The organism is Rhodosalinus sp. (assembly GCF_046542825.1).
Taxonomy (GTDB): Bacteria; Pseudomonadota; Alphaproteobacteria; order Rhodobacterales; family Rhodobacteraceae; genus Rhodosalinus.
Map to the genome: position 1 here is coordinate 1 of NZ_JBKHAQ010000093.1, position 11,175 is coordinate 11,175.

15 protein-coding genes are annotated in these 11,175 nt (G+C 67.9%); 6 read left to right on the forward strand and 9 right to left on the reverse strand.

Features of this window, described 5'->3' with window-relative positions:
* The 8 genes from ACLFOB_RS11655 to ACLFOB_RS11690 form a co-directional block, all read right to left on the reverse strand.
* A partial coding sequence (locus tag ACLFOB_RS11655) for a twin-arginine translocation signal domain-containing protein (RefSeq protein ID WP_410926170.1) occupies window positions 1-270 on the reverse strand: 270 nt, incomplete at its 3' end.
* Between the two features lie 82 nt (window positions 271-352).
* Complete coding sequence (gene soxB / locus ACLFOB_RS11660; RefSeq protein ID WP_410926171.1) at window positions 353-2,050, reverse strand: thiosulfohydrolase SoxB; 1,698 nt, start codon at window positions 2,048-2,050, stop codon at window positions 353-355.
* 96 nt (window positions 2,051-2,146) lie between these two features.
* On the reverse strand, window positions 2,147-2,995 hold the full coding sequence (gene soxA, locus ACLFOB_RS11665) for a sulfur oxidation c-type cytochrome SoxA (protein WP_410918170.1): 849 nt from the start codon (window positions 2,993-2,995) through the stop codon (window positions 2,147-2,149).
* Between the two features lie 79 nt (window positions 2,996-3,074).
* Window positions 3,075-3,404 (reverse strand): thiosulfate oxidation carrier complex protein SoxZ, encoded by a 330-nt coding sequence (gene soxZ / locus ACLFOB_RS11670; RefSeq protein ID WP_410918169.1) that lies wholly within the window; start codon window positions 3,402-3,404, stop codon window positions 3,075-3,077.
* Window positions 3,405-3,425: 21 nt separating this feature from the next.
* Window positions 3,426-3,845, reverse strand: coding sequence for a thiosulfate oxidation carrier protein SoxY (soxY, locus tag ACLFOB_RS11675; RefSeq protein WP_410918172.1), 420 nt, complete (start codon window positions 3,843-3,845; stop codon window positions 3,426-3,428).
* A gap of 35 nt (window positions 3,846-3,880) precedes the next feature.
* Window positions 3,881-4,369, reverse strand: coding sequence for a sulfur oxidation c-type cytochrome SoxX (gene soxX / locus ACLFOB_RS11680; RefSeq protein WP_410918168.1), 489 nt, complete (start codon window positions 4,367-4,369; stop codon window positions 3,881-3,883).
* 124 nt (window positions 4,370-4,493) lie between these two features.
* Window positions 4,494-5,096 (reverse strand): thioredoxin family protein, encoded by a 603-nt coding sequence (locus tag ACLFOB_RS11685; protein WP_410918167.1) that lies wholly within the window; start codon window positions 5,094-5,096, stop codon window positions 4,494-4,496.
* 31 nt (window positions 5,097-5,127) lie between these two features.
* On the reverse strand, window positions 5,128-5,865 hold the full coding sequence (locus ACLFOB_RS11690) for a cytochrome c biogenesis CcdA family protein (RefSeq protein WP_410918166.1): 738 nt from the start codon (window positions 5,863-5,865) through the stop codon (window positions 5,128-5,130).
* 72 nt (window positions 5,866-5,937) lie between these two features.
* On the opposite strand from ACLFOB_RS11690, the gene ACLFOB_RS11695 reads away from it, so the two are divergent.
* The 4 genes from ACLFOB_RS11695 (at window position 5,938) to ACLFOB_RS11710 (ending at window position 8,461) form a co-directional block, all read left to right on the forward strand.
* Window positions 5,938-6,327, forward strand: coding sequence for a thioredoxin family protein (locus ACLFOB_RS11695; RefSeq protein ID WP_410918165.1), 390 nt, complete (start codon window positions 5,938-5,940; stop codon window positions 6,325-6,327).
* On the forward strand, window positions 6,324-6,818 hold the full coding sequence (locus ACLFOB_RS11700; RefSeq protein WP_410918164.1) for a GlcG/HbpS family heme-binding protein: 495 nt from the start codon (window positions 6,324-6,326) through the stop codon (window positions 6,816-6,818). The genes ACLFOB_RS11695 and ACLFOB_RS11700 overlap by 4 nt, the downstream gene beginning before the upstream one ends.
* 29 nt (window positions 6,819-6,847) lie before the next feature.
* Complete coding sequence (locus ACLFOB_RS11705) at window positions 6,848-7,186, forward strand: ArsR/SmtB family transcription factor (RefSeq protein WP_410926172.1); 339 nt, start codon at window positions 6,848-6,850, stop codon at window positions 7,184-7,186.
* A 219-nt stretch (window positions 7,187-7,405) separates the two neighbouring features.
* Complete coding sequence (locus ACLFOB_RS11710) at window positions 7,406-8,461, forward strand: YeeE/YedE family protein (protein ID WP_410926173.1); 1,056 nt, start codon at window positions 7,406-7,408, stop codon at window positions 8,459-8,461.
* A 1-nt stretch (window position 8,462) separates the two neighbouring features.
* Here ACLFOB_RS11710 and ACLFOB_RS11715 read toward each other — a convergent pair whose 3' ends face one another.
* Window positions 8,463-9,704: an FAD-binding domain-containing protein gene (locus ACLFOB_RS11715; RefSeq protein WP_410926174.1), complete on the reverse strand. Its 1,242-nt coding sequence runs from the start codon at window positions 9,702-9,704 to the stop codon at window positions 8,463-8,465.
* Between the two features lie 104 nt (window positions 9,705-9,808).
* Between ACLFOB_RS11715 and ACLFOB_RS11720 the strand changes: the two genes are divergently transcribed.
* A complete protein-coding gene (locus ACLFOB_RS11720) occupies window positions 9,809-10,441 on the forward strand; it encodes an ATP-dependent Clp protease proteolytic subunit (RefSeq protein WP_410917502.1) in 633 nt (210 codons plus the stop codon).
* Between the two features lie 135 nt (window positions 10,442-10,576).
* Window positions 10,577-11,175, forward strand: a 599-nt coding sequence (locus ACLFOB_RS11725) for a ClpX C4-type zinc finger protein (protein WP_410926175.1), incomplete at its 3' end; no start/stop codon positions are given.

An 11,175-nucleotide genomic window follows, 5' to 3' on the forward strand; every position in this document is an offset into this window, starting at 1 on the left:
CGGCGTGAAGTTGATCGAGCTGATCGTGTCGGCGGTCAGCCATTCCACGTTGCGGCGCACGACATGCGACTCGTGTTCGATCGGCAGGCCGTAGGGCGTGACGTCCACGCCGTCCCCGAAGCCGGTGGCCCATGGCTGAAGCTCGGTGATCATCGGATCGGGGGCGGCGGCGCCCCCGGCGGAGGCGGCCACGGCGCCCGCGCCGACGGCCGCCGCGCCGGACAGGAACTGCCGGCGCGAAGGCTTCGGTCCCTTGAAGCTCGTCGTCATCTCTCTGCGTCTCCTTCTCGCATCATCGAATTCGCTTTTGTGAATTCGATGGACACATGAAAGCCCCGGCCGGGCGACGGGCTCAGACGCCCGTCACCTCGACCGAAGTGTTGGGTTCGACCGTCACGGTTCCCTTCTGACGAATGTGGTCCTCGACCACGTCCCAGATCTGCGGGCCCTCGGTGTCCTCGTTCACGCTCGCCCAGCCGGCCACGACGTAGGAGCGCGCGGGGTCGATCGGCTCGCCCGTCCCGAGGAAGGTCATTTCCGAGATCCGCTCGCCCGCGGGCGCGGTCACGTCGATGCGGTAGCCGAGGCCGCCCATGCGCACCATGTCGCCCCCCTGCTGGTAGTAGGGGTCGGGGTTGAAGATGTTGTCGGCCACATCCTCCAGCACGACCTTGAGGAACTCGCCCGTCATCTCGGTGCGGTAGGCGCGGCCGTAGCTCATCGAGGTGACGTTCCAGATGTCCTCGCGGGTGATGTCCTGCCCGGGGATCAGGCTGGGCCCCCAGCGCACGCCCGGCGACATGGCGATCTCGGCATCGCGCTGCTCGATCAGCGCCTCGCAGATCAGGTCGTCCCAGGTGCCGTTGAAGTTGCCGCGGCGGTAGAGCAGGCTCTCGGTCCGGCCGATCACTTCCGACAGCTCCTCCTCGAAGGGCGCGCGCTCGGCGTCGATCGCCTCTGCCACCTCCGGGTCGGGCGCGATCACGTCCGAGAAGATCGGGATCAGCTTGTGGCGGAAGCCCATCATCTGCCCGTCGCGCACGTCGAGGTCCACGCGGCTGACGAACTTCCCGTTCGATCCGCTGGCGATCAGGATCGTGTCGCCCACCAGCACCGGCTCGGGCAGCGCGTCGTGGGTATGGCCCGTCAGGATCACGTCGATCCCCGAGACCCGGCTCGCCATCTTCTTGTCGACGTCGAAGCCGTTGTGGCTGAGGCAGACGACCAGCTCGGCGCCCTGCGCGCGCACCTCGTCCACCATGGCCTGCATGTTCCCGTCGCGGATGCCGAAGGTGTAGTCGGGGAACATCCAGCCCGGGTTGGCGATCGGCATGTAGGGGAAGGCCTGGCCGATCACCGCGATCTGCACGCCGCCGCGTTCGAAGATCTCGTAGGGCTTGAAGCGCTCGGCCGGCTCGTCCCACATCGCGTCGAAGACGTTCTGCCCGAGCGTGGCGAAGGGCAGGCCGTCCACGATCTCGTGCACCCGGTCCTGGCCCAGCGTGAACTCCCAGTGGAAGGTCATCGCGTCGGGCCGCAGCTTGTTCATCACGTTGACGACGTCCTGGCCTTGCGTCTGGTAGCAGGTGTAGCTGCCGTGCCAGGTGTCGCCGCCGTCGAGCAGCAGCGCGTCGGGCCGCTCGGCGCGGATCGCGTTCACGACCGTGGCGACGCGGTCCATGCCGCCCATCCTGCCGTAGGTCTGCGCGAGCGCGGAGAAATCGTTGTAGGTCAGTGCGTAATGCGACGGACTTCCATCGTCGATGCCGTAAAGGCGGCGGAAGTCGGCGCCGGTGATGTGCGGCACCTCGCCCTTGTTGGGGCCGACGCCCAGGTTGATCGAGGGCTCGCGGAAGTAGATCGGCTTCAGCTGCGCGTGAATGTCGGTGATGTGGATCAGCGACACGTTGCCGAAGCTGTCGAACTCCAGCAACTGGTCCTGCGTCAGCGCCTGCTGCGCGGCCAGGCGCGACCAGTTGCCGAAGCCCGAGGCGCCCAGAAGCGCAGAGGCGGCCATGCTCGCTTGCAGGAAATCGCGTCGGGAGATCATCGGGCAAGGCTCCGTTTTTCGTGCGTCAGGCTGAGGAAGGGCATCCCCCTCCCGCGGCGTGCGGGAGGGAATATGCAGCAGAGGTCTTTCATCGGGTCAGTTGCGGACGGCGGGCCCTTCGACCGACAGCCCGTTGCCGCGCGACGCGACATAGAGCTGAAGCGCGACGAAGTCCTCGCTGCCGATCTCGTAGGGCACGCCGCGGGTGTCGCGAATGCAGCCCTTGAAGCGGTTGTGCTGCGAGACAAGGTTGGCCTGCTTCAGCCGATAGACCGGGAAGCCGTTGGTCTGACCCTGGCTGAGGTGATCCGCGCGGATGTAGTTGTCGTAGTTGTCCTCGTGACAGTTCGCGCAGGCCAGTTCGAGCTGGCCGTAGCGGGTGTAGTAGATTTCCTTGCCCCGCTGCCAGGCTTCGCTGACCGGGCCGTCGATGGCGACATCCACGGTCATCCCGCGCGAGACCGAGGCGATCAGCGCCGTCATGTTGCGCATCGGCTGGCTGTTCCAGTCCCAGGCCTCCGCGCCCATCCGTTCGGTCCGGCAGTCGTTGACATACATCTCCGCCGTGTAGACCTTGCCCTTCTCCTCGTTCCACTTGGGCAGCTGGGCGCGCAGGCCCCGCATCGACTCGGGCTCCTCGTGGCAGCTGGCGCAGGACTGGCCCGCGTCCCCTTCGACCGTGTTCCAGGCATCGCGCCCCTGATCGGCGAAGATCATGCCGGGGTTGTCGAAATCGTCCATCTGCAGGACCTGCGTGTCTTCCGTGCGAAAGGTCCAGCCCGAGCGGATGGTGCGCAGCGCGCCATCCAGATGCGCCGGCGCCGCCGTTTCGGTGACCATCTCGATCTCGCCGTTGACGACCAGTTTCGCGTCCGGGTCGGCCATCCCGGCCGCCGGCATCAGCATCGCCAGCGCGGCGGCAGCCGTCATCGTTCTGAGTGTCATTCCTGCTCCTCCCTTGGGGCCGCCCCGCGCGGGTGGCGCGAGGCGGATCTGCCTGGGGCCGCGCGGCCTTCGCCCGCGGTCAGCCGACCTCGACCGTGGCCTTTTCTTCGTAGACCGACCCGTCGTCGTCGTACCAGGTGAAGACGAACTCGCCCGCCTCGGGGATCGTCGCCTCGAACTCGAAATAGGGGTTGGTCGAGATCGCCGGCTCCATCGTCACGTCCACCACGTTCTCGCCGTTGTAGTCGCAGGTGAAACGGTTGATGATCGACCGCGGGATCGTGTTGCCCTCACTGTCCTTGCGCTGACCCGATTCCATCGGGTGGCTGATCAGCGTCTTCAGAACCACCACATCGCCGGCGGAAGCCGACCGCGGGGCGCGGACGCGGGCCTTGACGTTATCTGCCATGTCTCCAGTCCTCCTGTTCGCTCAGCCGCCGCAGCCGCCGATGGTGACCTTCACCTCTTTCGAGGTGCGCGCAAAGCTGCCGTCCGCCATCTTGGCGATGGCGATGACGTCCTGCGTGCCGGCAAGCCGGATGCGGGTGCTCGCGCTGGATGCGCCGGCCAGCGGGCCGAAGTTGAAGGTGGCCACCGGCGGGGTCGGGTTGCCGGCCGCCAGCACCATGATCGCGCTCGCGCCCTCGGCCGAGACGCTGATCGGCACCGTGTTGCCGTTCTCGGCGATCTCGGGGGCGTCGAGCGTGACGCCGCCCTCGGCCACGTCCGCGCCGCCGGTGAACTCGTTCACGAGTTCGTCCACCGTGGCGGCGAAGCCCTGCGCCGGCAGCAGCGTCAGCGCCGCGGCGCCGGCGCCCAGCGCCAATGTCTCACGTCTGGTGAAATCCATCATCATCCTCTCCTTGATGGTCAGGGCCGCGCGGCTCAGTCTTCCCAATGCAGGGTGGACAGGAACGCGACCACGTCCTCGACATCCTGCGCCGACAGAAGCGGCGGCAGCGGTTCGTCGGCCGGCTGGCTGGTAAAGGCGACGCCCGGCCGGACATAGCCCGAGGTCTTGTAGTAGGACGGCATGATCGTGCCCTGGTAGGTCTTCTTGGCGTCCACCATGATGCCGCGCAACTCCGCGGCGCTCCAGCGGTCCGCCACGCCGTCGAGAGGCGGGCCGACCTCTCCGTGGAACGGCGCGTAGTCCAGCGCGCCGACCATGTGGCAGGAAACGCAGTTGCCCTCGGCGCGCGTGGTCATGATCTCCTGGCCGCGGGCCGGATCTCCCGGCGTCGAGGTCAGCGGTTCCGCGACTTCGCCGTATTCGCCGAACGTCACCTCCTGCGGGGCCACCACGTCGGCCGCGTGCGCCGTGCCGGCCAGTGCCAGCGCGCCGGCCGCGAGGGCCTTTGCGATTGTTCTCATGTGTCCTCCCTTGGCTTGCCGGCCGTTGGCCGGCCGCTCGCTCTGCATACCGTAGGCCACTGCGACCGCGTGACGCAACAACAAATTCGCAGACATGAATAGCATTCCGCCCGCTTGCGCTGCCTCATTCGGCCCGGCCGCTGGCCCGCTCCTCGATCATGCGGGCGTGGTAGCGCTGGAAATCTTCTTCGCCATCAAGTGCATACCGCTTTTCGTTCACCCATGTCAGCATGTCCAGCACGGTCTGCCAGCCGAAGGCGCCGGGCATCGTGGCGACCGCCGCCTGCGGTGCGGTGGCGTCCCCGTCCACCTCTTCCGGCAGGAACATCAGCGTCGGGGTGAACAGAATCCCCCATTTCCGCGCCATGTCCTTTTCGCTGCGCAGGTCGCCGTCGAGATCCACGACCTCGAGATCGCCGTGCAGGTTCAGCTGCACCACGAAGAAGTTGTCGTTCAGGTAGTCCGCGACCTCTTCGCGCGGAAAGACCTCCTCGTGCATCTTGGTGCAGTAGATGCAGCCGCGCTGCTCGAAGATGATGGCGAAGCGTTTTCCTTCGGCGCTGGCCTCGGCGAGGTCCTCGCGCAGGTCCAGAAAGGTCTCGCGCATCCAGGGCGCCTTGTGCAGCCCGTCGTCGCCCAGCCGCGTCTCCGCCGCCACGGGCGCCGCCGCCGCGGCCAGGCCCGCGGCCAGCACCGCGCGCCGCGTCCATGCAAGCCATGCAAGCATCGTCTCTCCTCCCTATGTCGCCCCCGGAGCCTCAGCCGATGCTGGTGAAGCCCGGAAAGGTCTCGATCATCCAGTTGGCGATGTGGTTTACCGTATCCGTCGCGATCAGAACCGCAAAGACCAGCAGCATGCCCCCCATCGCCTTCTCGACATGCCGCATCGCGCCCCTGTGCCGCTGCACCCAGGCCAGGAAGGGCCGCGCGAAGAGGGCGGCCACCACGAAGGGAGCGGTCATCGCCAGCCCGTAGACCAGAAGCAGAAGGCCGCCCCGCCCGATGTCGCCCATGCCGGAGGCGATCATCAGGATCGAGGCCAGCGCCGGGCCGACGCAGGGCGTCCAGCCGAAGCCGAAGGCAAGGCCCATCAGATAGGCCCCGAGGATGGTCGAGGGCTCCGCGCTCGATTCGAGTCGCGCCTCGCGGTAGAGAAACCCGATCCGGATCACGCCCAGGAAATGCAGTCCGAAGACGGCAAGGATCGCCGCGGCGACATAGGAGAGCGGCTGGCGCCACTGGGCAAAGGCCTCGCCAAGCGCGGTGGCCCCCATGCCCAAGAGCACGAAGATCGTCGTCACGCCCAGCGCGAAGAACACCGCGGAAATCACCAGCCGCCGCTGCGCCCCCGGCACGATCGCCCCGTCGCCGCGCAGCTCGCCCATCGAGACGCCGGCCATGTAGCTCAGATAGAAGGGAACCATCGGCAGGATGCAGGGCGTGAAGAAGGACAGCAGACCCGCCAGCGCCGCCCCGGCGAAGGAGATCTCCAGCATGGCCGCCCCCCCTTGATCCATTCACATATTCATATTACGTTGACCGAGGGGGAGCGGACAATCAAGAGGCTTATGAGGATCTTGCGCGTCCTTCTCGCAGCCGCGCTCGTGCTGCTGCCGACCGTCCGCCTCGCCGCGGCGGCAGACCTCGTGATGGTCGAGCAGCCGGGTTGCGCCTATTGCGAGGCATGGATGCGCGACGTGGCCCCGGAATATCCGCTGACCGCAGAAGGCCGCTTCGCCCCCCTCCTCACGGTCGAGAAGCGCGACGCGCCGCCCAAGGGCATGACATTCGCCCGCCCGGTCGTCTACACGCCCACCTTCGTGCTCGTCGAGGACGGGCAGGAGCTGGCACGGATCGAAGGCTACCCGGGCGAGGATTTCTTCTGGGGTCTGCTCGCACGGATGCTGGAGGAACACACGGACTACGATCCCGACGCAGAACAGGGAGGAGGGACATGAAATCATCGGTTCTCGCGGCCGCGCTTGGCCTCGCGGCCGCGCCCGCGCTGGCGCAGGGGGCCTTCGTCGAGTTCCGCGCGCTCACGCCCGAGCTTGCGCAGCGCGCCGCCGTGGCGGCGATGGAGCATTGCCGCGCAGAGGGGTATCAGGTGGGTGTCACCGTCAGCGACCGCTTCGGCGTGCCGCAGGTCTTCGTGCGCGACCGCCTTGCCGGCGCCCATGTGCACGAGACCTCGCTGCGCAAGGCCTGGACCGCGGTCAGCTTCCGCACGCCCACGACCGAGCTTGCCGAGTCCACCAAGGCAGGCACCGAGGCATCCGGCATCCGGCATCTCAGCCAGGCGCTGCCGCTGGGCGGCGGGTTGATGATCCTGGCGGGTGACGGCGACGTGGTGGCCGGCATCGGCGTCTCCGGCGCACCCAGCCCCGCGCTCGACGACGTCTGCGCCGAGGCCGGCATCGCCGCGATCGAGATGGACATCGCCTTCTGAGGCACGCCCGCGCTGGAAAGGAACGCGACATGGCTCTTCCGGTCCTCGAGCCCGGCATGAGCGAGGCAGACCTCGACCGCATCGTCGAGAAGGCCGAGACCGCCTCGGCCTTCCTCAAGGCGATCAGCCACGAGGGCCGACTGATGATCCTGTGCCACCTCGTCACCGGCGAGAAGTCGGTGACCGAACTTGAAGAGCTGCTCTCGGCCCGTCAGGCCGCCGTGTCGCAGCAGCTCTCGCGCCTGCGCCTTGAGGGTCTCGTCGTGCCGCGCCGGGAGGGCAAGGCGATCTATTACCGCCTCGCCGACGACCGGCCGCAGAAGATGCTGGAAACCGTCTACGACCTTTTCTGCCGCGACGACGACTGACAGCAACGCACGAACTCGGCAACGCCGGTTCCGAGGCCCCACAAGGGTCTTCCTCTTGCCCGAAATACCCTCGGGGGGTGAGCCCCGCAGGGGCGAGGGGGGCAGACAGCCCCCCTTTCGCCGGCGCCCCGCAGCCCCTCGCGTGCCATTGTGTTCCTCGCGCCCCCGCGTCATAGTCGCACGCGGAGGAGCGGGACGGCGCCGGAGGAGGGGCACGTCATGCCGGAGGCGATCCCGGAGGTCTGGCTGGTCGCGGCGATCGGGCTCGCGGGCGGGATCCTGCTGGGCCTCGCCGCGCGGCTCGGACGGTTCTGCACGCTGGGCGCGATCGAGGATCTGCTCTACGGCGGCAGCGACACGCGGATGCGGATGTGGTGCCTCGCCATCGGCGTGGCGGTGGCGGGCAGCTTCGCGCTGACGGCCACGGGGCGCTTCGATCCGGGGCTCAGTTTCTACCACTCGATCAGCTGGATGCCGCTCGCCTCGATCCTGGGCGGGCTGGCCTTCGGCTACGGCATGGCGCTGGCGGGAAACTGCGGCTATGGCGCGATCGCGCGGCTGGGGGGCGGCGACCTGCGCAGCTTCGTGATCGTTCTGGTGATGGGCGTCTCGGCCTATGCGGTGCTCGCCGGCCCCTTCGCGCCGCTGCGCAACTGGGCCTTTCCACAGGAGACGGTGACCGGCACGCCGCCCGGGCTCGCCGACTACGCCGCCGCCTGGACAGGAGCGCCGCCCGCCGCCTTCGGCATTGCGGTGGGGCTGGGGCTGATCGCGCTGGCGCTTGCCTCGGCCGATCTGAGGGCAAGCCCGAAGTCGATCTTCTGGGGTTCGATGGTGGGCGTGGCCGTGGTGCTGGGCTGGGCCGGCACCTGGTGGGTCGCCGCAACCGGCTTCGAGGCGCTGCCGGTCGTCTCGCACAGCTTTTCCGAGCCGGTGGGCGAGGCGATCCTATTCGCCATGACGGGCAGCATGCGGCCCGTGAGTTTCGCCGTCGGATCGGTCGCCGGCGTCTGGCTCGGCGCGTTCATCGGCTCGCTGATCAAGGGGCATTTCCGCTGGGAGGCCTGCGAGGACCCGCGCGAGCTGCGCCGCCAGATCTTTGGCGCGATGCTGATGGGCGGCGGCGCGGTCGTGGCGATGGGCTGCTCGGTGGGGCAGGGGCTGTCCGCCTTCTCGGTGCTGGCGGTGAGCGCGCCGGTCACCTTTCTCGCTATCTTCGCGGGCGCGGCGCTCGGGCTGCGCCAGCTGATCGAGGGATTCCAGCCCGCCGAATAGCTCAGGCCGCGCTCGGCCCCCGGATCTGCCCGAGCAGGGCGGGGATGTGGTTCTTGAACCGGAAGAAACCGTGCGTGGCATGGGGCCAGGCGGCGGCGTCCCACGGCCGCACGATCCGCCGCACGCCCGTGCCGTCCAGCGCCTCTGCGACAGGTCCGGTGCAGGGCCAGGGCGTCACGATCTGTGTCAGTCCCTCGCGCGCGGCCCAGGACGCGATCTCGTCCGCCGCGCCCAGCCATGTTACAGGCCCCAGCCGCTCGGCCCAGCGCGCGGCCGTGTCCTCCATCGCGCCGCGGACATGCGCGCCGACATGCGGCGCCACCGCAAGCGGGCTCAACCCGGCTGTGCGGCTCAAAAATGCCGTGGCGCGCGGCCGCACACCCGCCTCGAAAACGAAACCGGGCGCCAGGTCTTCTTCCGTCAGCAGAAGCCCGGTGGGCGCCGCCGGATCGATCCCGTCAGAGCAAGGCACGGGACCCACCGGCGGATGCGGCGGCCCCTCGAGCGGCGGCGCGGAGGGCGCGAGACCCTCGGGACGAAAGCGCCCCCCGGTGTATCTCTCGATGTTGGACGCGCGCGCCAGATAGGTCTTGCCTTGCGTCTGCAGCCCCGCGACCCAGCGCCACGACAGCGTGTTCGACGCCGGGTCGCCGTCGAGCAGGTGGCGCAGGAAGAAATCCGCACCCAGCTCCCACGGCAGGCGCAGCGTGAAGACCCAGATCGAGGCGACCCACATCCGCGCGTGGTTGTGCAGATATCCCGTCTCGACCAGTTCCCGCGCCCAGGCGTCGAAGGCGTCGAGTCCCGTCTCGCCGCGGCAGGCCGCCCCCCAGTCGCGGCGCAGGCCCCCTTCGGTCGCCACCCGGTCGAGCGCGCGCAGCACGCCTGCGCGATAGGCGGTCCAGACCGAGGGGCGCATCTCCAGCCAGCCTTTCCAGTAGCTGCGCCAGACCACCTCCTGCACGAATTTTTCGGCGGCGCGGGCGGAATGGCGACCCAGCACCGCCGCCAGCACCTCTTCTTCCGTGATCAGCCGCCGCCGGATCCAGGGCGACAGCTGCGAGACTCCCTCGTGCGCGTCGCGGCCCAGATCGTGGTTCCGCCGCCGGGCGTAATCTGCGCCGGCCTGCGGCACGAAGCGGCGCAGCCGGTCGAGGCCGGCGGCGCGCGCGGGCGGGAAGCGGTCGAGGGGATCGCGCGTCTGCATCGCGGCGCGAGCTAGCGCCCGAAGCCGCTTGCGCAAGGTCGCACGCCGCCCCTGTCCGCCGCGCCCTTGCAGCCCCCCTGAGGCAACACTAAGACTCGTTCAGGCACAGCGCGCCGACACCGCAGGACAGGCAGGCACAGATGACAGATCCCTTCGACACCTACATGAACACGCTCGTCCCGATGGTGGTCGAACAGACCAGCCGCGGGGAACGTGCCTACGACATCTTCTCGCGCCTGCTGAAGGAGCGGATTGTCTTCGTCTCGGGCCCCGTGCACGACGGCATGTCGAGCCTGATCGTCGCGCAGCTCCTGCACCTCGAGGCGGAGAACCCGAAGAAGGAAATCTCGATGTACATCAACAGCCCCGGCGGCGTGGTGACCTCGGGACTGTCGATCTACGACACGATGCAGTACATCAGGCCCAAGGTTTCGACGCTGGTGATCGGGCAGGCGGCATCGATGGGCTCGCTGCTGCTGACCGCGGGCAGCAAGGGGATGCGCTTTTCCCTGCCCAACAGCCGGATCATGGTGCACCAGCCCTCCGGCGGTTATCAGGGGCAGGCGACCGACATCATGATTCACGCCGAGGAGACGCTGAAGCTCAAGCGCCGGCTGAACGAGATCTACGTGAATCACACCGGTCAGACACTCGAAGCCGTGGAAGCCGCGCTGGAGCGCGACAAGTTCATGTCGCCCGAGGATGCGAAGGACTGGGGCCTGATCGACGAGATTGTCGAGAATCGCGGCAAGCACGAGGAAGAGGAAAGCTGACCCCGCGGCGACGGATCGCGGCGTCAAATTTGACGTTGTAGAGGTCAGGAGGCTGCCCTAAGCTTTGCTGACAAGGCCGATGGCGGGAGCCTTCAGTGCGCTCCCGCAGCCGAAACCCGGCCCGAAAGGTGGAAGATGGCGACGAATTCAGGCGACAGCAAGAACACGCTCTATTGCTCCTTCTGCGGCAAGAGCCAGCATGAGGTGCGCAAGCTGATCGCCGGCCCGACGGTGTTCATCTGCGACGAGTGCGTGGAACTCTGCATGGACATCATCCGCGAAGAAACGAAGGGAGCGGGCTTCAAGAGCGCCGATGGCGTGCCCACCCCGCGCGAGATCTGCGACGTGCTCGACGATTACGTGATCGGGCAGGCCACCGCGAAGCGCGTGCTCTCGGTCGCGGTGCACAACCACTACAAGCGGCTCAATCATGCGTCCAAGTCGAGCGACATAGAGCTCAACAAGTCGAACATCCTGCTGATCGGCCCCACGGGCTGCGGCAAGACGCTTCTGGCGCAGACGCTGGCGCGGATCCTCGACGTGCCCTTCACCATGGCCGACGCCACGACCCTGACCGAGGCGGGCTATGTCGGCGAGGATGTCGAGAACATCATCCTGAAGCTCCTGCAGGCCAGTGAATACAACGTCGAGCGCGCGCAGCGCGGCATCGTCTATATCGACGAGGTCGACAAGATCACCCGCAAGTCGGAAAACCCCTCGATCACCCGCGACGT